Source organism: Zhengella sedimenti, from assembly GCF_046506625.1.
GTDB lineage: Bacteria > Pseudomonadota > Alphaproteobacteria > Rhizobiales > Rhizobiaceae > Zhengella > Zhengella sedimenti.
Genome location: NZ_JBKFFP010000007.1, coordinates 119,745 through 139,876, shown reverse-complemented (window position 1 = coordinate 139,876; position 20,132 = coordinate 119,745). Strand labels below are relative to the sequence as shown.

The following is a 20,132-nucleotide window of genomic DNA, read 5'->3' as shown; positions in this document are numbered from 1 at the left end:
ATGGCCTGGATCATCTTCGCCCTCGTCTTCTGGCTTGGCGCCTGGGCACTCAACGAATGGCTCGTCCGGCTGCAGCCGGATGGCACACTGGCGCGGCGCGGAATCGGCCTTTTCGTGCCGCTGCTGTTCGGCATCACCCTGCTGGTGATCTGGGAGGGCATCGTGCGCGGTTTCAACGTGCCGTCCGTGCTCCTGCCGACACCATCTGCCATCTGGGATCGGATCACCGGCTCCGTGCCGATCCTGTGGGCCGATTTCCGCCAGACGGTCATCAAGTCGGTCATTCCCGGCTACATCATGGGCTGCGGCGCGGGCTTCGCCGTGGCGATCCTGATCGACCGTTCACCCTTCCTGAAGCGCGGGCTTTTGCCGATCGGCAATTTCGTGTCCGCGCTTCCGGTCATCGGCATCGCGCCGATCATGGTCATGTGGTTCGGTTTCGACTGGCAGTCCAAGGCGGCGGTCGTGGTCGTCATGACCTTCTTCCCGATGCTGGTGAACACGGTGCAGGGGCTTTCCGCAGCATCTTCAATGGAAAAGGACCTGATGCGCACCTATGCGGCAGGTTACTGGCAGACGCTGGTCAAGCTGCGGCTGCCTGCCGCGGGTCCCTTCATCTTCAATGCGCTGAAGATCAACTCCACGCTTGCGCTGATCGGCGCCATCGTGGCCGAGTTCTTCGGCACGCCGATTGTCGGCATGGGCTTCCGAATCTCCGCGGAGATCGGTCGCATGAACGTCGACATGGTATGGGCAGAGATCGCCGTCGCCGCCTTGGCGGGCTCTGCCTTTTATGGCGCGGTGGCGCTTATCGAACGCGCCGTCACGTTCTGGCATCCGTCCGTCCGTGGTGGACGGGCGTAACAACCCAGGGGAACAAGAAATGAAAAAGACACTTGCAACCGCATTCATGGCGTCGGCTCTCGCGCTGACGTCGTTCTCGGCGCTCGCCGCCGACAAGCTGACGCTGCAGCTCAAGTGGGTCACGCAGGCCCAGTTCGCCGGCTACTACGTGGCCAAGGACAAGGGTTTCTACGAGGAAGAAAATCTCGATGTCGAGATCAAGCCGGGCGGTCCGGACGTCGCGCCGCCCCAGGTGATCGCCGGCGGTGGCGCGGACATCGTGCTCGACTGGATGCCCTCGGCGCTCGCCACCCGTGAAAAAGGCATTCCGCTGGTCAATATCGCGCAGCCCTTCAAGAGCTCCGGCATGATGCTGACCTGCCGCAAGGATTCCGGCATTTCCTCACCGGAGGACTTCAAGGGCAAGACGCTGGGCGTCTGGTTCGGCGGCAACGAATATCCCTTCCTCAACTGGATGAACAAGCTGGGATACAAGACCGATGGCAGCCCGGACGGCGTGACGGTTCTGAAGCAGGGCTTCAACGTGGACCCGCTGCTGCAGAAGCAGGCCGACTGCATCTCGACGATGACCTACAACGAGTACTGGCAGGTGATCGATGCCGGCCTGACGCCGGAAGAACTCGTCGTGTTCAAGTATGAGGACGAGGGCGTCTCGACGCTGGAAGACGGCATCTGGGTGCTCGAGGAAAGCCTGAAGGACCCGGCCATGGTCGACAAGCTGACCCGCTTCGTGCGTGCGTCGATGAAGGGCTGGAAGTGGGCCGAGCAGAACCCGGACGAAGCCGCCGAGATCGTGCTCGAGAACGACGCCACCGGCGCGCAGACCGAAAAGCACCAGAAGCGCATGATGCGTGAAATCGCCAAGCTGACGGCCGGTTCCAACGGTACGCTCGATCCGGCCGACTACGAGCGGACGGTCGAGGCGCTGATGAGCGGCGGCTCCGACCCGGTCATCACCAAGAAGCCGGAAGGCGCCTGGACGCATGACATCACGGACAAGGCGCTGAACTGAGTCGCCATATCCGATTGCACCGAAAGGAAAGGGGCGGCCCGCAAGCCGCCCCTTTCACCATTTCAGTGAAGGCCAGGCGCGTCAGTAGGGAAGGCCGACATAGTTTTCGGCGACCACCGTCTGGGCGGCGTCGGATGAAAAGAGGTATTCCAGTTCGGTCCGCTGCAGGTTCCGGTCATAGTCTGTCGTGTCCGGGAAGCGATGCAGCAGCGATGTCAGCCACCAGGAGAAGCGCTGCGTCTTCCAGACGCGGGCCAGCGCCTTTTCCGAATATTCCTCAAGGCCCTTGCTGTCGCCGTTGAGGTAGTGGTCGACCAGCCCATGATAGAGATACTGGATGTCGGAAGCGGCGGTATTGAGCCCGCGCGCGCCGGTGGGCGGGACGATGTGGGCGGAATCGCCGGCGAGGAAGAGATTGCCGTAGCGCATGGGTTCGGCCACGAAGGACCGCAGCGGGGCGATCGACTTCTCGATCGACGGACCGGTTTCCAGCCGCGCGGCCACGTCGGCGGGCAGCCTGTTGCGCAACTCCTCCCAGAAGGCCTCGTCCGACCAGTCCTCGACACTGTCGGTCAGCGGCACCTGGATGTAGTAACGGGAAAGGACCTGCGAGCGCAGCGAGCAAAGCGCGAAGCCACGTTCGTGGTTGGCGTAGATCAGTTCCTCGTTGACGGGCTTGGTGCGCGACAGGACACCGAGCCAGCCGAAGGGATAGACCTTTTCGTATTCGCGCAGCACGTCCTTGGGGATCGACTTGCGCGAGACACCGTGGAAGCCGTCGGCGCCGACGACGAAATCGCAATCGACGCGGCGGATGTCGTCGCCCTTGCGCCAGGTGACCCAGGGCGCATCGGTGGCGATGTCGTGCGGCTGGACGTCGGCGGCTTCGTGCACGACGATCCCGCCCATGGATTCACGGGCGTCATAAAGATCGCGTGTCACCTCGGTCTGGCCATAGACCATCACCGACTGGCCGGAATATTTCTTCAGGTCGACGCGATCCATCCGCCCGTCATGGGCGATGTGGAAGCCGTCATGGATTTCCCCTTCGGCATCCATGCGTTCGCCGACGCCGGCCTCGCGCATCAGTTCGGTGAACCCGTGTTCCAGCACACCGGCGCGAATGCGGGAGAGAACGTGGTCCCGGCTGTGCTTCTCCAGGACGATGTTGTCGATACCGCGCTTGTGCAGCAATTGCGACAGCAACAGGCCCGAGGGGCCGCCGCCGATGATGCAGACCTTCGTGCGGGACGGGATTTCCATGTCCGTTTCCTCCATTCGTGTTTTGCTGAAACTAGCGCAATGGCGGATTTCATGAATGGACCGGCTCCGCATTCACTTGTACAAATCGAACATGAGCGGACATCGTGATTATCAGCGCATCCTCAACTTCAACCTGTTCGGAGAAGTCGGGGACCTGCCCGACGTGGTGCATTGCGAGACGATCTCGTCGCGCTCACGGCTCAATGACTGGGAATTCGCGCCGCACCGCCATGCGCGCCTGCACCAGGTGCTGCTGGTGGCCGAGGGGGGCGGGACGGCGCGGATCGAGGATCGCAGCCTGACGCTGGAACCCATGACGCTGATCAATGTCGCCGTGGGCGACGTGCACGGGTTCTCCTTCCTTCCGGGAACCGAGGGCTGGGTCGTGACCTTCGCGGCGGAGATGCTGGACGAGTTGCTGATCCCGACCGAGGGCGTCAGTGCCGCGCTGGCAAGCAGCCATGCGGTGCGCGCCGGGCCGGCCGAACGGGCCGTCATGGAAGCCATCTTCGCCGAACATGCCGGGCGGGCCTATGGCCGGGCACAAATGCTGCGTGCGCTCGGATTACAGTTGCTGGCCCTGGTTGCCCGCGCTGCTGCGGGCAGTGCGGCGGATGCGGCCCTGCTGACCGGGACAGAAGGGGAAGGCGGACCGGCGGACCGGCTCTTGCGGCGGTTCGATGCCCTGCTTGAGGCGCATTTCAGCGATCACTGGACGGTCGCCGACTATGCTTCGGCACTAAATGTCACGCCGCAGCACCTCAGCCGCCTGCTGCGCGTGTCCACCGGCGAACCGGCATCCAAGGCCATCGAAGCCCGGATCGTGCGCGAGGCGCGGCGCAATCTCGTCTTCACAAACCTGCCTGTCGCGACCATTGCCTATGAACTGGGGTTTGCCGATCCGGCCTATTTCAGCCGCGTCTTCACCCGTGCGACGGGCATGTCGCCAAAGGCTTTTCGTGAGCAGGCCGGCATGTGATTGTTCAGCGTCCACCCCGGAAAGGAGTGTGGCGTTGTCTGCCTTTCGATTATGACCTATAACGAATGCACCTTTCGTCCATCGCTCTCCCAAATCCGGATCTGCCATGAGCCAAGCCCTCGGCCGCTACGTTGCCCTCTATTGCGGGTTGCTGATGTCGATCGGTGCGTTTTCCATCGACATTTCGCTGCCCGCCATTCCGGCCATGGTGCGCGAACTCGACGAGCCCTATGCGCTGGTCCAGTGGACGGTGACCATCTACATGTTCGCCAGCGCATTCGGGCAGTTGCTGTGGGGACCAGCGTCGGACCGCTTCGGGCGCAAGGCCATGCTCGCCGGCGGCCTGATCTTCTATTTTTCCGGCAGCGTCATCTGCGTCCTTGCGCCTGATATCACCACCTTGCTGGCGGGGCGGGGCCTGCAGGGTTTCGGGGCGTCGGCGGCAATCGTCATGTCACGGGCCTTCATCCGCGATCTCTATTCGGGCGAGGAACTGGCGCGCAACCTCGCGTTGGCCACGATGTTCTTCGCGCTCGGACCGATCATCGCCCCCTTTGTCGGCTCGGGGCTGGCGTCGATCTTCGGCTGGCGGGCCATCTTCGCGGCGCTGGTCGCCTGGTCGCTGCTGCTTCTTGCCATGATGCATGGCGTGCCCGAGACGCTGAAAGCCCGGCAGGCGCGGGCGCTTTCGCCGCAAAGCTACTGGCGCAACACGCTGCGCCTGCTCAGGCATCCGCAGTCGCGGCGCTTCATCTGGGTTTCCATCGCGTCGATGACCGCCATGCTGCTGATCATCGCGTCGGCGCCGCGCATTTACGAGACGAGTTTCGGGCTGACCGGCCTGGCCTTCGCATCCTATTTTGCCTTCCACGGCATCGGCATCGTGATCGGCCAGTGGGGCAACCGCCACGTCATCCGGCAGTTCGGGGTGGCGCGGGCGGCTGTGGCCGGCAACCTCGTCCTGGTGCTGGCATCGGGGCTGATCCTGGCGGGTGCCATGGCGGGCGTCATGTCGCCCGTGCTGATCACATGCCTGCTGATCCTGTTCGCGACCAGCTATCTCGTGGTCTATTCGAACGCTGCGGCCATGGTGCTGGACCCGCATGGCGAGGTGGCGGGCTTCGCCACCGCGCTTTACGGTTTTGCCAGCATGATCGGGTCTTCCACCATCGTGTCCGCGCTGGTCGTCTTCAATGGCGGCAGCATGGTTTCCTGGGCGGCCTCGCTGCTGGCGGTCTGTCTTGTCTGCCTGATGCTGACATCAAGCTGGCGGCCACGGCCGGTCTGACCGCGGCCGGCCGTCTCACATGGCGTTCATGGTCAGCAGTTCGTAGGTGGCGACGGTTTCGCCGTCCTGGTTGGTGACTTCCACGTCCCAACGGACTTCGCCATAGTCATCGTTGCGGCGCGTCTTGGACTTGGCCGTCAGCCCGACGGACAGGCTGTCGCCGGGTGAGACCGGCTTCATGAAACGCAGGTTGTCCAACCCGTAATTGGCCAGCACGGGACCCGGGGCCGGATCGACGAAAAGGCCTGCTGCGAAGGACAGGATCAGGTAGCCGTGGGCGACCCGGCCGGGGAAGAACGGATTGGCGGCCGCGGCTTCCTCGTCCATGTGGGCATAGAAGGTGTCGCCGGTGAATTCGGCGAAATGCTCGATGTCCTCCAGCGTCACGGTGCGCGCCCGGGTTTTCAGGCGATGCCCGATTTCCAGCTCGCCGAAACGCATGCGGAAGGGGTGCGCTTCCTTGTCCGTGGCCGTCGCGCCCTTGATGAAGGTTCGCGTGATGCCGGTCAGGATGTCGGGGCTGCCCTGGACGGCAGTGCGCTGCATGTAATGCATGACACCGCGAATGCCGCCCATTTCCTCGCCGCCGCCGGCACGGCCCGGGCCGCCATGAACCAGATGCGGCATGGGTGCGCCATGGCCGGTCGCTTCCTTGCCGGTGTCGCGGTCGGCGAAATAGAGCCGGCCGTGATAGGCACCCGACGACAGCACGGCCTGGCGGGCCACGGCGGGATCATGGGTGAAGACGGAGGCGACCAGCGAGCCTTCGCCGCGATTGGCGATGGCCAGCGCGTGATCGAGATCGCGATAGGGCATCACGGTTGAAACCGGACCGAAGGCCTCGGTGCAATGGATGGCCGAGGCGCTGTCCGGATCGTCACAGGCAAACAGCATGGGCGGCACAAAGGCGCCCTGGGCGCCGTCGGCATCGTGGGGCGTGAAGCCGTCCGGATCGCCAAAGACGCGGCGCGCCTCCGAGGCGATCACGGCGGCCTTGGCGAGCACGTCGTCGCGCTGGGCGAGGCTTGCCAGCGCGCCCATGCGCACGCCCTCGGCGCGCGGATTGCCGACCAGGGTCTTTTCCAGCTTCGCCGCAATGGCGCCGATGGCCGGTTCCATCATGGCCTGCGGAACGAGAATGCGGCGCATGGCAGTACATTTCTGGCCGGCCTTGGCCGTCATCTCGCGGATCACCTCGCGCAGGAAGGTCTCGAATTCCGGCGTGTCGGGCCCGGCATCGGGACCAAGGATCGTGGCGTTGAGCGAATCCTGTTCGGCGATGAAGCGCACTGAGTTCTGCGTGATGAGCGGATTGGTGCGCAGCATCTGCGCCGTGGCCGCCGATCCGGTGAAGGAAACGACATCCTGGCAGGTCAGGCGGTCGAGCAGGTCCCCGGTGGAGCCGGCAATGAATTGCACAGCGCCCTCGGGCAGGAGGCCGCTTTCCACCATCATGCGGAAAGCCGCCTCGGCCAGCCATGCGGTGGCCGAAGCCGGCTTGACGATGGCAGGAACACCGGCCAGCAGCGTCGGCGAGAGCTTTTCCAGCATGCCCCAGACGGGGAAGTTGAAGGCGTTGATGTGAACGGCGACGCCCTGGAGCGATGTGCAGACATGGGTGCCGAGGAAGCTTCCCGTCTTGCCGAACTGTTCGATGCCGCCATCGACCAGCAGCACGTCGTCGGGCAGTTCCCGGCGGCCCTTCGAGGCATAGACGAAGAGCGTACCGATGCCGCCGTCGATGTCGATCATGGCGTCGGGCTTCGTCGTGCCGGTGTCGTAGGAGAGTTCGTAGAGTTCGTCCTTCCGTCCGCCAAGATACTGCGCCAGGCCCTTGAGCATGGCGGCGCGCTCGTGGAACGTCATGGCTCGCAGGGCCGGGCCGCCCACCTCGCGGGCATAATTGGTCATGGCCGCCATGGACAGGTCGCCGGACCCCAGTTCCGCGACCACTACGCCGGTCACGGCGCTCTTCAAGCGGCTGATCCGGCCCGCCGGGGCAATCCATCGTCCGGCGGCATAGGAATGGAGCTTCATGACGGTCATGGGGCGTTCCCTCTCGGTTTCATGTTGACAAGGCGCGAGCGCCTTGTGCCCGGAAGCCGGTGGCAGCGGGAAACCGCGTGTCATCGATGCCCGTCCGCGCATCCGGCTTCCAGGGCACCGGCCGACCCGGCCAGCGCCATGGGTGCCGGCGATCCCGCCGATGATCACGATGTTCCTCCCGCCGGAACGCGACGTCCCGGTGATGAAGTATTATTGACCGTCCGGCCGGTTTATGCAAGTCTCAACCATACCGGGCCGGGAGGGGCCGGTTGCACGGGGAGGAGCCGGAGCGATGACCTTGTCGCCGCTGGAAATCGCGCAAAGAAGCGCAGAGGCCATGTGGGCCAATGATGACGCGTCCAAATGGCTGGGCATGAGCCTGGACGAGATCGGGCCGGGGACGGCGGTGACGTCGATGACGGTGGAGCAGCACCATACCAACGGGCATGACATCTGCCATGGCGGCTACATCTTCACGCTGGCCGACACGGCCTTCGCCTTCGCCTGCAATTCCTACAACCAGATCGTCGTGGCGCAATCCAACACCATTACCTTCGTGGCGCCGGGCATGCTCGGCGACCGGCTGACGGCGCGGTGCAGGGAACTGGCGCGTTTCGGCCGGTCCGGCATCTACGATGTGTCGGTGACGAACCAGGACGGGCGCATCATCGCGGAATTCCGAGGCAACAGCCGCGTGATCAAGGGACAGCATTTCGCAGAATAAGGCCGGTACTGGCCAACCGGAGGACAGCATGAAAGACCTTACGCCCCGCAAGGAGGATCTCGATCCCATCGAAATCGCGTCGCGCGACGAGATCCAGGCCTTGCAGCTTGACCGGCTCAAATGGTCGCTGGCCCATGCCTACGAGAACGTGCCGTTCTACACTGCCAGCTTCGACAAGGCCGGTGTGCATCCCCACGATCTGAAGCAATTGTCCGACCTTGCGAAATTTCCGTTCACGGTGAAGACGGACCTTCGCGACAACTATCCCTTCGGGATGTTCGCGGTGCCGCGCGAGAAGGTGGTGCGCATCCATGCCTCTTCGGGTACGACCGGCAAGCCGACGGTCGTGGGATACACGCAGCGGGATATTGCCACCTGGGCGGAGGTCGTGGCGCGCTCGCTGCGCGCATCGGGCACCCGTCCGGGCGACATCGTCCACGTGGCCTACGGCTATGGCCTGTTCACCGGCGGGCTTGGCGCCCATTACGGGGCGGAGCGGCTTGGCTGCACGGTCGTGCCGGTCTCGGGCGGCATGACGGAGCGCCAGGTGACACTGATCGAGGATTTCGGCGCCTCCACCATCATGGTCACGCCGTCCTACATGCTGTCCATCCTCGACCAGTACCGCGCCGCCGGTCTCGATCCGCGCAACAGCCCCTTGCAGGTGGGCATTTTTGGCGCCGAACCCTGGACCAACGCCATGCGCCAGGAAATCGAGCAGGCCTTCGACATGCATGCGGTGGACATTTACGGCCTGTCGGAGGTGATGGGACCGGGCGTGGCCAACGAGTGCGTGGAAACCAAGGACGGCCTGCATATCTGGGAGGACCATTTCTATCCGGAGATCATCGACCCGGCGACCGGCGAAGTGCTGCCAGACGGGGAAAAGGGCGAACTGGTCTTCACCTCGCTTTCCAAGGAAGCCTTCCCGATCATCCGCTACCGCACCCGCGACCTGACACGCCTGCTGCCGGGCACGGCGCGCTCGATGCGGCGCATGGAGAAGATCACGGGCCGGTCCGACGACATGATCATCCTGCGCGGCGTCAACGTGTTCCCGACCCAGATCGAGGAGCAGATCCTCAAGGTCTCCGGCCTGGCGCCACATTTCCAGATCGAGCTTTCCCGCGAGGGGCGCATGGATTCCATGACCGTGCATGTGGAATCCGTTCCCGCGCAATCGAGCGGAGAGGCGCGTGCCGCATCGGCGAAGGAACTCGCCCATCACATCAAGAGCGTGATCGGGATCTCGACGCGGGTGAACGTCACCGAGCCGGAAGGCGTGGCGCGTAGCCAGGGCAAGGCGGTGAGGGTCGTGGACAATCGTCCCAAGGGCGGGTGAGGCATGGCCCGCACCCGCGCCAAGGACCACGACGACAAGCGCGAGGCAATCTCGCGGACTGCCTCCCAGGTCTTCGCGGAGGACGGCTACGACCGCACCTCCATGGCCGAGGTGGCCCGTCGTTGCGGGGTCTCCAAGGCGTTGCTCTATCATTACTACTCGTCGAAGGAGGCGATGCTTTATGACATCATCGCCAACCATCTGTCTGAACTGATCGATGCCGTCGAGGACGCGGACCAGCCTGATCTGGCGCCCGAAGCACGCCTGGAAGTGCTCGTTGCCGCTTTGCTCGAATGCTACCGCGACGCCGATTCCAAGCACAAGGTGCAGCTGGAGACCATGAGCTTCCTTCCCGAGGAGCAGCAGGGGGAGCTGAAAGCCATGGAGCGCCACCTGGTGCGCATCTTTTCCGATGCGATCAGGGCGGTGAACCCGAAAGCGTTCGAAGGCGGCGACCTGCTCAAGCCGGTCACCATGACGCTGTTCGGGATGCTGAACTGGGCCTATATGTGGTTCCGTGACGGGCGCGCCTTCACCCGCAAGGATTATGCGCGTCTTGCGACGCGGATCATGGTCGCTGGCGTGCGCGACCTTTCCTGAGGCTTTGCAAGCATGCGCGCCCGTGGCAAAAGGCGTTCATGGACGTTCGATCCACGATCGCAGACGAGTTCAACCGGCGCGTGACAGCGCTGCATGCGGAGCCGCGGCTTCGGGTGTGGTCGCTTGTCATCACCTTCCTTGGCGATGCCGTGGTGCCGCGCGGAGGCCGGGCGGCACTGGCCGACATCCAGGCCGTCATGGAACGGCTCGGGGTTGAGCCCGGCGCGGTGCGCACCGCCATGTCGCGGCTGGCCGCCGATGGCTGGGTGACGCGCGAACGCGAAGGACGTCAGAGCTTCTACCAGCTTGCCACCGCGGGGCGTCTTGCCTTCGACGAGGCGACCCGGCGCATCTATGCCGAAGGGCCTCCGGCGTGGAATGGCACCTGGACCGTCGTCATGGCGCCGGGCCCCATGACCGCGGCAGAAGCCGAGGGCCTCGTGGGCGACGGTTTCGTGCGCATCGGGCAGCACGTCTTTCTCAAGCCCGGCCTCCTGACCGACAAGAACCTTGCCAGCGGCATGCTGACCGTGCGCGGCAATGGCTCGGACCTGCCCCCTGCATTTTCGGCGCTTTGGGGCCTGGACGATCTAGCCGCGCGATATGGTGCGTTCTCGGACCTCTGGATGCCGTTGGCCGAGCGGCTTGCCGCGGGCGACCGGCTGTCACCGCTGGATGCGATCGCCGCGCGCACCCTTCTCATCCATGATTGGCGCCGGCTGGTGCTGCGCGATCCGGGATTGCCGGGGGCGCTCCTGCCGCATGGCTGGACGGGCGAGACGGCGCGGCTGGTGGCGAGACGGGTCTATGCCCCGCTGATTCCGGCAAGCGAGGCATGGCTGGACGGGCAGGGTCTCGCGCCGCAACGCGATCCGGTGGCATTCGCCCAGCGGTTCGGAATCCAGCCGTCCATTTCCAACTTCACGGATTGATTCATAGCGTTGCCGACCCGATTCAGGTTTGGTGTGCAACGAATTGATTTGACGCGGGTTTTGGCGGCTGCCCGTCAGTCAAGATACATGAAGGCGCCTGTGGCGGTTGCCGCCAGCCTGTCGGTTCCGGCCGGCGCGATTTCCGCGCGCAGATAGGCCATCCGCTTTCCGTTCGATTCGATGACGATGCGAACGTGGGTGTCGACCGGTTTCAATGGCCGGATGAAATGGGTGGTCAGGTCCACCGTGGTCACCATGCGGAACTGGCCGTTGACGGCCGTCAGGGCAAGAATGGCGCAAGTGTCGGCTGCCGAGGCGATGGCCTGGCCGCAGATGACGCCGCCGCCATGCACGAAATCCATGTCGCCGGGCAGAAGGAAGGTTGCGCCGCGCGCCTCAACGGCCAGGGTCTTCAGGCCCATGCGCCGGATGAAGGGGGCGAACATCTTCTCCAGGACCGCATCGGTCTCGCTCGTGGTCAGCAGGCTCATCTTCCCTCCCTTGCCGATTTTATGTTACGGCGAATTGCAATATGATCGAATTTTTGTTACACATGGCGTCAGCGGTTGCAACAGGCAACCAAGTCTGGAGGAAAAGCCATGTACAGCCAAGGGCTTATCGGTGCGAATACGGCTACGGAAGAGGACGAGGCCTTTCTGGCTGCCTTCCAGGCGCGTATCGACGCGGAAGAGAAGATCGAGCCGAACGATGCGATGCCGGAAGGTTATCGCCGAACATTGGTCCGGCAGATCGGCCAGCATGCCCATTCGGAGATTGTCGGCATGCTGCCGGAAGGCAACTGGATCACGCGCGCGCCGAGCCTCAAGCGCAAGGCGGCGCTGCTCGCCAAGGTGCAGGACGAAGGCGGCCACGGGCTCTATCTCTATTCGGCTGCGGAGACTCTGGGTGTGAGCCGCGACCAGATGACCGAGGAACTCCTGTCCGGCAAGGCGAAGTATTCCTCCATCTTCAACTATCCGACGCTGACCTGGGCCGACATCGGCGCCATCGGATGGCTGGTGGACGGCGCGGCGATCATGAACCAGATCCCGCTGTGCCGTTGCTCCTACGGACCCTATGCGCGCGCCATGATCCGCGTTTGCAAGGAAGAGAGCTTCCACCAGCGCCAGGGCTACGAGATCATGATGACGCTGATGCGCGGCACGGACGAACAGAAGGAAATGGCGCAGGATGCGCTGAACCGCTGGTGGTGGCCTTCGCTGATGATGTTCGGTCCGCATGATGGTGACAGCCAGCATGGCGACCAGTCGATGAAGTGGAAGATCAAGCGCTTCTCCAATGACGAGTTGCGCCAGAAGTTCGTGGACGCCACCGTGCCGCAGGGCGAGTTCATCGGGCTGACATTCCCGGACCCGGACCTGAAGTGGAATCCGGCGAAGAACGACGGCAAGGGCGGCTACGATTTCGGCAAGATCGACTGGGACGAATTCTGGCGCGTGGTGAAGGGCAACGGTCCGATGAACCGCGACCGCATCGCCGCCCGCCGCAAGGCCTGGGAAGACGGTGAATGGGTCCGTGAAGCAGCACTTGCCCATGCCGAGAAGCGCCGCGCCCGTGCGCAAGCCGCGAAAATTGCTGCGGAATAAGGTCTGGAGGACACGTGATGAGCAAGAACGAAACGCCCCTTTGGGAAGTCTTCATCCGGCCGCGCAACGGCCTGTCGCACAAGCATTGCGGCTCGCTGCATGCGGCCGACGCCGAGCTTGCCCTGCAGTCGGCGCGCGACGTCTACACGCGGCGGGGCGAGGGCACCTCGATCTGGGTCGTGCCATCCAGCGCGATCACGGCGTCCGATCCGGCACAGAAGGACGAGAACTTCGAGCCGACCGCCTCCAAGATCTACCGCCATCCGACCTTTTACGAGATCCCGGAAGACGTGGGCCACATGTAAGCGGCTGCAGTCCGGCAAGGTCCGTCAGCGGAGGAAGAACGACATGAAAGACACGAACGATGCCCGGCTGGCGCTGGTGCTGCGCCTTGCCGACGATCACCTGATCCTCGGCCATCGCGTTTCGGAGTGGTGCGGCCATGCGCCGATGCTGGAGGAGGATCTCGCCATGCCCAACATGGCGCTCGATCTGATCGGACAGGCGCGCTCCCTCTACCAGTATGCCGCCGAACTGGAAGGCCAGGGCCGGACCGAGGACGACCTGGCCTATATGCGCCGCGAACGGGACTACACCAATTGCCTGATGGTGGAGCGCCCGAACGGCGACTTTGCGCATACGATGCTGCGCCAGCTCTACTTTGCGGCCTACATGGAGGCCTACTGGACGCAGTGCCTGGCATCGACGGATGAGACCATCCGCGCCATTGCCGCCAAGGCGATCAAGGAAGTGGCCTATCACATCCGCCATGCCGGCGAATGGGTGATCCGGCTTGGCGACGGCACCGAGGAGAGCGCGCGACGCATGGCGGCTGCCGTGGAGGCGCTGCACCGCTATACCGGTGAGCTTTTCCAGTCCGACGCCGTGACGCAGGCCATGGCCGAGGCGGGCGTTGCACCGGACCCGGCGTCGCTGAAGCCGGCCTTCGAGCAGACGATCGGGCCGATCTTCGCAGCCGCGGGACTGACCCTGCCGGACAGCGACGAAGGGCCGCGCGGCGGACGCGCCGGCCTGCATGGCGAGGAGATGGGGCACCTTCTGGCCGAGCTGCAATACATGCAGCGCACCTATCCGGGCGCGACATGGTGACGATGGCGCACAGCGCCGACGCCGCCCGCGCCTGGGAGGCCGCCGCTTCCGTGCCCGACCCGGAAGTGCCCTGCGTGACGGTGGCCGATCTCGGCATCCTGCGTTCCGTCGAGCTCGATGACGAGGGCATCGCCGTGGCGAAGGTCACCCCCACCTATTCGGGCTGCCCTGCGACCGTGGCCATCGAACTGGCGGTTGAAGCCGCGCTGCGCGATGCCGGCTTCGAGGTGCGCGTCGAGCGGGTGCTGCATCCGGCCTGGACCACGGACTGGATCACCGACGAGGGGAGGGAGAAGCTGCGCGCCTACGGCATCGCGCCGCCGAAGAAGGCTTCGAACTCGATCCGCGCGCTGTTCGGCGAGGAGGAGGTGGCCTGCCCGAAATGCGGCTCCACCGATACCGAACGGCTGTCGGAATTCGGATCGACACCCTGCAAGGCGCATTGGCGCTGCAAGGCCTGCCGCGAACCCTTCGACTATTTCAAATGCCTGTGAGGAGGCGACCATGTCCCGTTTTCACGACCTGACCGTAGCGCGCATCGACCGCGAGACGCCGGATGCGGTTTCCATCGCCTTTGACATCCCCGCCGATCTGAAGGAGCGTTTCGCCTTCAAGCCCGGGCAGTACCTGACGCTGTCGGCCGATGTGGACGGCGAGGAATTGCGCCGGTCCTATTCGATCTGTTCCGGGCCGGGGGAGCCGCACTTGCGGGTCGGCATCCGCAGGGTGGAGGACGGCCGGTTCTCCAGCTTCGTGACCGAGAAACTGTCGACGGGCGACGTGATCCGGGTCATGGAGCCGGAAGGCCGGTTCACGCCGGACATCGGCGGCGATCATGATTATCTTCTGGTGGCAGCCGGTTCCGGCATCACGCCCATGCTTGCCATCGCCAAGGCTGTGCTCGGCCATGAGCCGGGAAGCCGCGTGACGCTCGTCTATGGCAATCGCGAAACAGGATCGATCATGTTCCTGGAAGAGGTCGAGGACCTGAAGGACCGCCATATGGGCCGGTTCTCGCTGATCCACGTGCTGTCCCGCGAAAGCCAGGATGTCGATGCGCTGAACGGGCGGATCGACGGCGAGCGCATCCGCCTGTTTGCCGCGCGCGGCATGATCGACCCAGCCAGCCATGATCTTGCCTTCCTGTGCGGCCCGGGGGCCATGATCGACGCGGTTGCCGAAACGCTGAAAGACCTCGGCATGCCGGAGGGACGCATCCGCTTCGAGCGCTTCACGCTTGACGGCGAGACGCCGAAGGCGCGTCCGGCTTCGGCGGCCGCGCGCGAGGCGGCAGGGAAAGGCGTTGCCGTCGAGGTCGTCCATGACGGCGTTCGCAAGCGCTTCGCGATCACCGATCCCGAGCAGAGCGTGCTGGATGCGGCGCACAAGGCGGGCCATGAATTGCCATGGTCCTGTGCCAACGGGATGTGCTGCACCTGCCGCTGCAAGGTGGTGGAAGGGTCGTCCGAAATGGCCATGAACTTCTCGCTGGAGCCTTGGGAAGTGGAGGCAGGCTACACGCTCGCCTGCCAGACGCGGGCGACCTCCGACAAGCTGGTGCTTGATTTCGACGCGGTTTGAGTTACCGGAACTGTAGATAACAATACGCCCGCCATTCAAATGATGGCGGGCGTATTGCTTTTGCGTTCCGGCTCGCCGTCCGGCTTTGGACCGGCGGGCGGACGTGCTAACCGGACTCCGCTGCTTTCACATCCGCATTGGCGACCGGTCCCCATTCATGCTGTCCATCCTGTCGATCACAGGCCCCATCTACCTCGCGATCCTGGCGGGTTTCCTTTCGGTCCGGGCCGGCCTGTTCAGGGCCTCGGACATGCGCCTTCTGGGCAGTTTCGTCCTCTACGTCGCGCTTCCCGCGCTGCTGTTCTCAGCCCTTTCGACGAAGCCCTTCGGCGAGATCATCCGCCCTGGCTACATGACGGCCTATCTGACCGGTTCGCTCATCATGGTGACGCTCGGCTATACCTTCTCGCGCCTGGTGCGCGGGCAGGGGGCAGCGGGCGCCGGAATGAGTGCCATGGGCATGAGTTGCCCGAATTCCGGTTTCGTGGGCTATCCGCTCGGCGTTCTCATCTATCCGGATTTTGCCGGCGTCGTTCTCGCGCTCAACATGCTGGTGGAGAATGCCATCATCATCCCGCTGTTGCTGGCACTGGCCAGCCAGCAGAAGGACGGCAGCCCGGTCACGGCCTTTCTCGTGGCGGCAGGGCGACTTGTGCGCAATCCGCTGGTGATCGCACTGGTGCTGGGCCTTGTGGTCTCGCTGCTGCCATTCGAACTGCCATCGGTGCTGACGCGCACGATTGGGCTGTTCGCCGGCGCGGCCGCGCCGGTCTCGCTCTTCGTTATCGGCGGCACACTGGCCGGACTGGCGATTGGCGGCGTGTGGAAGGACGCCGTCCCGGTGGTGACCGGCAAACTGCTCATTCACCCGCTTGCCATCCTCGCCGGCGTCTCGATCGTGGCAGCAAGCGGCCTGCTGCCGCTGACGGACCTGGAGATCAAGGCGCTCATCATCACCGGCGCATTGCCGATCTTCGGAATCTACACGATTCTCGCGCAGGCGCACGGGCAGGAAGAATTGTCCGCCGTGGCACTGACAGGGACGACGGTGTTTTCCTTCGTCACGCTTTCGGTGCTGCTCTGGTACCTGGGCTTCTGACTATCTTCCCGCGCGGATGTCGCTCAGTGTCCGCGATACGGTCAGGGCTTCGGGATCGAGCACGATCTCGATGATGGACGGCTTGCCGGACTGGCGCGCGCGCTCGAATGCGGCTGCGAATTCATCCGTCGTGCGCACCGTTTCACCGTGGCCGCCATAGGCCCGGGCCAGGGCGGCGAAATCGGGGTTGACCATGTCGGTTCCGGAGACGCGACCGGGATATTCGCGTTCCTGGTGCATCCGGATCGTGCCATAGATCCCGTTGTTGATCACGAGAACGATGATATTGGCGCCGTGCTGCATGGCGGTGCCGAATTCCTGGCCCGTCATCTGGAAGCAGCCGTCACCGGCAAATGCGATGACCTCGCGCTCCGGAAACAGCAGCTTTGCGGCCACGGCGCCGGGCACGCCATAGCCCATCGAGCCGGACGTCGGCGCGCCCTGTGTGGCAAAACGGCGGAAGCGGTGGAAGCGGTGCAGCCACGTCGCATAATTGCCCGCGCCATTGGTCAGGATCGCGTCGGGCGGAAGGACCTCCTCCAGATGCGTCATGATCGGCCCCATGGCGACGGCGCCGGGCCCGGTTTCGGGCGGGGTTGACCAGGCGCGATACTCGGCATGGGCCTTTGGCGTCTCTCCGGCCCAGGCGGGAGGGGCAGCGGGCGGTGTCAGTGCGGCGAAAGCCTCGGCAAAGGCTGTCGGCCGGGAATGGATGGCCAGTGCCGGCCGGTAGACACGGCCGAGTTCCTCGGCACTGGCATGGACGTGGACGAGTGTCTGGTCAGGATAGGGGCTTTTCAGAAGCGTGTAGTCCTGGCTTGGCATTTCCGACATGCGGCCGCCGATGAGGAGGACGAGATCGGCCTCCTTCACGCGTCGTGCCAAGGCCGGATTGATGGAAATGCCGACATCCCCGGCATAGCAGGGATGAAGGTGGTCGAAGAGCATCTGGCGGCGAAAGGAGACGCCGACGGGCAGGGCCCAGCGCTCGGCCGCTGCCTGAAATTTCGAGACGGCCTCACGTGTCCAGCCCGATCCCCCCAGGATCACGAAAGGCCTTTCGGCTTTCTCCAGATAGCCGCGAAGGGCATCCATGGCTGCAGGCGACGGTGCGGTTTCCACCGGCGTGCAGGCCAAGGGCGCCGGCGCGTCCACGGTCTCCGTCAGCATGTCCTCCGGCAAGACGAGCACCACCGGACCGGGGCGACCGGACGTGGCGGTGGCATAGGCGCGCGTGACGAATTCCGGGATGCGCGCCGCATCGTCGATCTCGGCCACCCATTTGGCCATGTCGCCGAAAAAGCGCTTGTAGTCGACCTCCTGGAAGGCTTCGCGTTCGCGGATGCCGCGCGCGATCTGGCCGATGAACAGGATCATCGGCGTGGAATCCTGCGCGGCGATGTGAACCCCGGCCGAAGCATTGGTGGCGCCCGGGCCGCGGGTGACGAAACAGATGCCCGGATGGCCGGTCAGGCGGCCATGGCAGTCGGCCATCATCGCCGCACCGCCTTCCTGACGGCAGACCACGGGGCTGATAGTGGAATCATGAAGGGCATCGAGCACGGCGAGGAAGCTTTCGCCCGGCACGAGGAACGCATGCGTGGCGCCGTTGGCTTCCAGGCAATCGACGATGAGTTGGCCGCCGGTCTTCATTCGCTGTCTTCTTTCAGTTCACCAAGGACTTCTGCCGTATGTTCGCCCAGACGGGGCGAAGGGCGCCGGTAGTTGAGCGGCGAGGCCGGCAGCAGGATCGGCGCGCGCACCTGCGGGATCTCCGTCCCGGCCCGGTCGGCCAGATCGAAACGCATCTGGCGGGCCTTGATCTGCGGGTCGTCGAACATCTCGGCGATGTTGTTGATCGGTCCGGCGGGCACGGCATTGGCTTCGCAGGCCGCAAGGATATCCGTCTTTGTCCAGTCCTTCATGTAGCCGATGATCGCCTCGCGAAGGCGCTCGCGGTCGGCGACCCGATCCGGATTCTTCAGGAATTGCGGGTCGCTGGCAAGGTCACTGGCGCCGAGCAGCTTGCAGAAGCGCTGGAACTGGCCGTCATTGCCCACCGCGATGATCACGTGGCCGTCGCGGACGGGGAAGACCTCGTAAGGCGCGATGTTCATGTGGGCATTGCCCATCTGCTTCGGCGGAACGCCGGATACGAGGTAGTTCAGGTTCTGATTGCCCAGAATGCCGGCCTGGGTGTCGAACAGCGCCATGTCGATCCACTGGCCTTCACCCGTTCTTTCCGCATGGCGCAACGCCGCCTGGATGGCGATGACGGAATAAAGCCCGGTGAAAATGTCGGAAATCGCGACGCCGGCCTTTTGCGGCTCGCGGCCGGGTTCCCCGGTGATCGACATCATGCCGGCCATGGCCTGGATGATGAAATCATATCCGGCACGGGGCGCGTAGGGGCCCGTCTGGCCGAAACCGGTGATGGAGCAATAGACCAGGCGCGGATTGACCGCCTTCGCGCTCTCGTAATCGAGGCCGTATTTCTTCAGGCCGCCGACCTTGAAGTTCTCGATGACGACATCGGCCCCGGCAATCAGCTTGCGTACCGTCTCGGCCCCTTCCGGCGAGGCGATGTCGATGGCGACCGACCGCTTTCCGCGATTGGTCGAGTGATAATAGGCCGCTGAAAGGTTTTCGCCGTCTGCGCCGGTGACAAAGGGCGGTCCCCAGTGACGCGTGTCGTCGCCATCGCCCGGCTTCTCGATCTTGATCACATCCGCGCCGAGATCGGCCAGCAATTGCCCGGCCCAGGGACCGGCAAGGATACGCGCCAGTTCGATGACGCGTATACCCTTCAGGGGAGCTTCAGCCATGTTCCTGCACCGTTCCGGCTTGCGCAATCATCTGCTGCTTTTCCGCCATGAGCTTGCGCTGGTAGCGGCCCTGGACGATCTCGACCAGCACCATCGTGACGAGGACGAAATAGAAGGTGGCCTTGGACATCGCCGTGACCTCGTAGCCGAAGAAATGCAGGTGGGCGATATGTCCGCCTTCGCTCATCAGCATGATGCCGACCAGAAGCAGCACGAAAAGGCCGAGTACTTCATACATGCGGTTGCGCTTGAGGAAGTTCGCCACAGTTTCAGCCATGAGAACCATCAGGGCACCGGATACGACGATGGCAGCCGTCATGACGATGAAGTTCTTGGTGAGCGCCACCGCGGAAAGCACGGTATCGAAGGAGAAAACGAGGTTCATGGCCAGGATCCAGAACAACGCACTCGCAAGCGACTTGCCGGCCTTCTTCCCGGCATCCGCATCGTGCTCCTCCAGGCTCATCATGTGGAGGATTTCCTTCATGGCGGTGTAGATGAGGAAGACGCCGCCAGCCAGCACGATCAGTGCATGGCCAGATACCGCACCGTCCACGAAAGGCGGGATGTTGATCGTGAAGAGCGGATCCTGGAATGCCTGGATGAGTTGAAGGACCACGAAGAGCAGAACGATGCGCAGACCGATTGCCAGGATGATGCCCCATTTGCGGACGAAGGCCTGACGGTCCGGAGCCACCCGTTTTGCCTCGATGGATATGTAGAGCAGGTTGTCGAAACCGAGGACGGTTTCAAGCGCGGTCAGCACAAGGAATGTGGTCAGATGCTCGATGGTGAAGAGTTCAGCAAACATGGTTCCGGTCCCGGCCGATGAATCGAAATAATGAAGGCGGAAGACAGGT

The 20,132-nt window shown here is 64.0% G+C and carries 20 protein-coding genes; 14 read left to right on the top strand and 6 right to left on the bottom strand.

Annotated elements, in window-relative coordinates:
- Positions 1-864, top strand: a complete 864-nt coding sequence (locus ACLB6G_RS17860; protein ID WP_410357569.1) for an ABC transporter permease — start codon at positions 1-3, stop codon at positions 862-864.
- 19 nt (positions 865-883) lie between these two features.
- Entirely contained in the window at positions 884-1,876 is a 993-nt protein-coding gene (locus ACLB6G_RS17855) for an ABC transporter substrate-binding protein (protein WP_410357568.1), read from the top strand.
- A gap of 81 nt (positions 1,877-1,957) precedes the next feature.
- On the opposite strand, the gene pobA is transcribed toward ACLB6G_RS17855, so the two are convergent.
- Positions 1,958-3,139, bottom strand: a complete 1,182-nt coding sequence (gene pobA / locus ACLB6G_RS17850; protein WP_410357567.1) for a 4-hydroxybenzoate 3-monooxygenase — start codon at positions 3,137-3,139, stop codon at positions 1,958-1,960.
- Positions 3,140-3,230: 91 nt separating this feature from the next.
- On the opposite strand from pobA, the gene ACLB6G_RS17845 reads away from it, so the two are divergent.
- Together ACLB6G_RS17845 and ACLB6G_RS17840 are read left to right on the top strand one after the other, a co-directional pair.
- The gene (locus ACLB6G_RS17845; protein ID WP_410357566.1) at positions 3,231-4,118 is read left to right on the top strand and encodes a helix-turn-helix domain-containing protein; all 888 of its coding nucleotides are present in this window, start codon (positions 3,231-3,233) and stop codon (positions 4,116-4,118) included.
- A gap of 106 nt (positions 4,119-4,224) precedes the next feature.
- Positions 4,225-5,406 carry a multidrug effflux MFS transporter gene (locus ACLB6G_RS17840; RefSeq protein ID WP_410357565.1) on the top strand — a complete coding sequence of 394 codons (1,182 nt, stop codon included), beginning with the start codon at positions 4,225-4,227 and terminating at the stop codon, positions 5,404-5,406.
- A gap of 15 nt (positions 5,407-5,421) precedes the next feature.
- Here ACLB6G_RS17840 and paaZ read toward each other — a convergent pair whose 3' ends face one another.
- Complete coding sequence (gene paaZ / locus ACLB6G_RS17835) at positions 5,422-7,452, bottom strand: phenylacetic acid degradation bifunctional protein PaaZ (RefSeq protein ID WP_410357564.1); 2,031 nt, start codon at positions 7,450-7,452, stop codon at positions 5,422-5,424.
- A 292-nt stretch (positions 7,453-7,744) separates the two neighbouring features.
- Here paaZ and paaI point away from each other — a divergent pair, with 292 nt between their 5' ends.
- From paaI to ACLB6G_RS17815, 4 genes are read left to right on the top strand one after another with little or no spacing between them, the layout of a single operon-like run.
- On the top strand, positions 7,745-8,176 hold the full coding sequence (paaI, locus tag ACLB6G_RS17830) for a hydroxyphenylacetyl-CoA thioesterase PaaI (protein ID WP_410357563.1): 432 nt from the start codon (positions 7,745-7,747) through the stop codon (positions 8,174-8,176).
- 28 nt (positions 8,177-8,204) lie between these two features.
- Positions 8,205-9,518, top strand: coding sequence for a phenylacetate--CoA ligase PaaK (gene paaK / locus ACLB6G_RS17825; RefSeq protein ID WP_410357562.1), 1,314 nt, complete (start codon positions 8,205-8,207; stop codon positions 9,516-9,518).
- A 3-nt stretch (positions 9,519-9,521) separates the two neighbouring features.
- Complete coding sequence (locus tag ACLB6G_RS17820; RefSeq protein WP_410357561.1) at positions 9,522-10,118, top strand: TetR/AcrR family transcriptional regulator; 597 nt, start codon at positions 9,522-9,524, stop codon at positions 10,116-10,118.
- 38 nt (positions 10,119-10,156) lie between these two features.
- Positions 10,157-11,050, top strand: coding sequence for a PaaX family transcriptional regulator (locus ACLB6G_RS17815; RefSeq protein WP_410357560.1), 894 nt, complete (start codon positions 10,157-10,159; stop codon positions 11,048-11,050).
- Positions 11,051-11,124: 74 nt separating this feature from the next.
- Here ACLB6G_RS17815 and ACLB6G_RS17810 read toward each other — a convergent pair whose 3' ends face one another.
- Positions 11,125-11,541 carry a PaaI family thioesterase gene (locus ACLB6G_RS17810; RefSeq protein WP_410357559.1) on the bottom strand — a complete coding sequence of 139 codons (417 nt, stop codon included), beginning with the start codon at positions 11,539-11,541 and terminating at the stop codon, positions 11,125-11,127.
- A gap of 108 nt (positions 11,542-11,649) precedes the next feature.
- Here ACLB6G_RS17810 and paaA point away from each other — a divergent pair, with 108 nt between their 5' ends.
- The 6 genes from paaA (at position 11,650) to ACLB6G_RS17780 (ending at position 16,447) form a co-directional block, all read left to right on the top strand.
- The gene (paaA, locus tag ACLB6G_RS17805; protein WP_410357558.1) at positions 11,650-12,657 is read left to right on the top strand and encodes a 1,2-phenylacetyl-CoA epoxidase subunit PaaA; all 1,008 of its coding nucleotides are present in this window, start codon (positions 11,650-11,652) and stop codon (positions 12,655-12,657) included.
- A gap of 17 nt (positions 12,658-12,674) precedes the next feature.
- Positions 12,675-12,962, top strand: a complete 288-nt coding sequence (paaB, locus tag ACLB6G_RS17800) for a 1,2-phenylacetyl-CoA epoxidase subunit PaaB (protein WP_410357557.1) — start codon at positions 12,675-12,677, stop codon at positions 12,960-12,962.
- 43 nt (positions 12,963-13,005) lie between these two features.
- Positions 13,006-13,767, top strand: a complete 762-nt coding sequence (gene paaC / locus ACLB6G_RS17795) for a 1,2-phenylacetyl-CoA epoxidase subunit PaaC (RefSeq protein WP_410357556.1) — start codon at positions 13,006-13,008, stop codon at positions 13,765-13,767.
- Positions 13,761-14,261: a 1,2-phenylacetyl-CoA epoxidase subunit PaaD gene (paaD, locus tag ACLB6G_RS17790; protein WP_410357555.1), complete on the top strand. Its 501-nt coding sequence runs from the start codon at positions 13,761-13,763 to the stop codon at positions 14,259-14,261. Before paaC ends, paaD begins: the two co-directional genes overlap by 7 nt.
- A 10-nt stretch (positions 14,262-14,271) precedes the next feature.
- Entirely contained in the window at positions 14,272-15,348 is a 1,077-nt protein-coding gene (paaE, locus tag ACLB6G_RS17785; protein ID WP_410357554.1) for a 1,2-phenylacetyl-CoA epoxidase subunit PaaE, read from the top strand.
- A 103-nt stretch (positions 15,349-15,451) separates the two neighbouring features.
- On the top strand, positions 15,452-16,447 hold the full coding sequence (locus ACLB6G_RS17780) for an AEC family transporter (protein ID WP_410357553.1): 996 nt from the start codon (positions 15,452-15,454) through the stop codon (positions 16,445-16,447).
- On the opposite strand, the gene ACLB6G_RS17775 is transcribed toward ACLB6G_RS17780, so the two are convergent.
- Genes ACLB6G_RS17775 through ACLB6G_RS17765 form a run of 3 tightly spaced genes read right to left on the bottom strand, consistent with a single transcriptional unit; the run spans position 16,448 to position 20,083 of the window.
- Positions 16,448-18,100 (bottom strand): thiamine pyrophosphate-binding protein, encoded by a 1,653-nt coding sequence (locus ACLB6G_RS17775; RefSeq protein WP_410357552.1) that lies wholly within the window; start codon positions 18,098-18,100, stop codon positions 16,448-16,450.
- The gene (locus ACLB6G_RS17770; RefSeq protein ID WP_410357551.1) at positions 18,097-19,272 is read right to left on the bottom strand and encodes a CaiB/BaiF CoA transferase family protein; all 1,176 of its coding nucleotides are present in this window, start codon (positions 19,270-19,272) and stop codon (positions 18,097-18,099) included. Before ACLB6G_RS17770 ends, ACLB6G_RS17775 begins: the two co-directional genes overlap by 4 nt.
- Entirely contained in the window at positions 19,265-20,083 is an 819-nt protein-coding gene (locus ACLB6G_RS17765; protein WP_410357550.1) for a TerC family protein, read from the bottom strand. Before ACLB6G_RS17765 ends, ACLB6G_RS17770 begins: the two co-directional genes overlap by 8 nt.
- Positions 20,084-20,132 lie beyond the last annotated feature (49 nt).

Coding starts and splice junctions, on each gene's coding strand:
- ACLB6G_RS17860 (WP_410357569.1), top strand. CDS start 1: ATGGCCTGGATCATCTTCGCCCTCGTCTTCTGGCTTGGCGCCTGGGCA.
- ACLB6G_RS17855 (WP_410357568.1), top strand. CDS start 884: ATGAAAAAGACACTTGCAACCGCATTCATGGCGTCGGCTCTCGCGCTG.
- pobA (WP_410357567.1), bottom strand. CDS start 3,139: ATGGAAATCCCGTCCCGCACGAAGGTCTGCATCATCGGCGGCGGCCCC.
- ACLB6G_RS17845 (WP_410357566.1), top strand. CDS start 3,231: ATGAGCGGACATCGTGATTATCAGCGCATCCTCAACTTCAACCTGTTC.
- ACLB6G_RS17840 (WP_410357565.1), top strand. CDS start 4,225: ATGAGCCAAGCCCTCGGCCGCTACGTTGCCCTCTATTGCGGGTTGCTG.
- paaZ (WP_410357564.1), bottom strand. CDS start 7,452: ATGACCGTCATGAAGCTCCATTCCTATGCCGCCGGACGATGGATTGCC.
- paaI (WP_410357563.1), top strand. CDS start 7,745: ATGACCTTGTCGCCGCTGGAAATCGCGCAAAGAAGCGCAGAGGCCATG.
- paaK (WP_410357562.1), top strand. CDS start 8,205: ATGAAAGACCTTACGCCCCGCAAGGAGGATCTCGATCCCATCGAAATC.
- ACLB6G_RS17820 (WP_410357561.1), top strand. CDS start 9,522: ATGGCCCGCACCCGCGCCAAGGACCACGACGACAAGCGCGAGGCAATC.
- ACLB6G_RS17815 (WP_410357560.1), top strand. CDS start 10,157: ATGGACGTTCGATCCACGATCGCAGACGAGTTCAACCGGCGCGTGACA.
- ACLB6G_RS17810 (WP_410357559.1), bottom strand. CDS start 11,541: ATGAGCCTGCTGACCACGAGCGAGACCGATGCGGTCCTGGAGAAGATG.
- paaA (WP_410357558.1), top strand. CDS start 11,650: ATGTACAGCCAAGGGCTTATCGGTGCGAATACGGCTACGGAAGAGGAC.
- paaB (WP_410357557.1), top strand. CDS start 12,675: ATGAGCAAGAACGAAACGCCCCTTTGGGAAGTCTTCATCCGGCCGCGC.
- paaC (WP_410357556.1), top strand. CDS start 13,006: ATGAAAGACACGAACGATGCCCGGCTGGCGCTGGTGCTGCGCCTTGCC.
- paaD (WP_410357555.1), top strand. CDS start 13,761: ATGGTGACGATGGCGCACAGCGCCGACGCCGCCCGCGCCTGGGAGGCC.
- paaE (WP_410357554.1), top strand. CDS start 14,272: ATGTCCCGTTTTCACGACCTGACCGTAGCGCGCATCGACCGCGAGACG.
- ACLB6G_RS17775 (WP_410357552.1), bottom strand. CDS start 18,100: ATGAAGACCGGCGGCCAACTCATCGTCGATTGCCTGGAAGCCAACGGC.
- ACLB6G_RS17770 (WP_410357551.1), bottom strand. CDS start 19,272: ATGGCTGAAGCTCCCCTGAAGGGTATACGCGTCATCGAACTGGCGCGT.
- ACLB6G_RS17765 (WP_410357550.1), bottom strand. CDS start 20,083: ATGTTTGCTGAACTCTTCACCATCGAGCATCTGACCACATTCCTTGTG.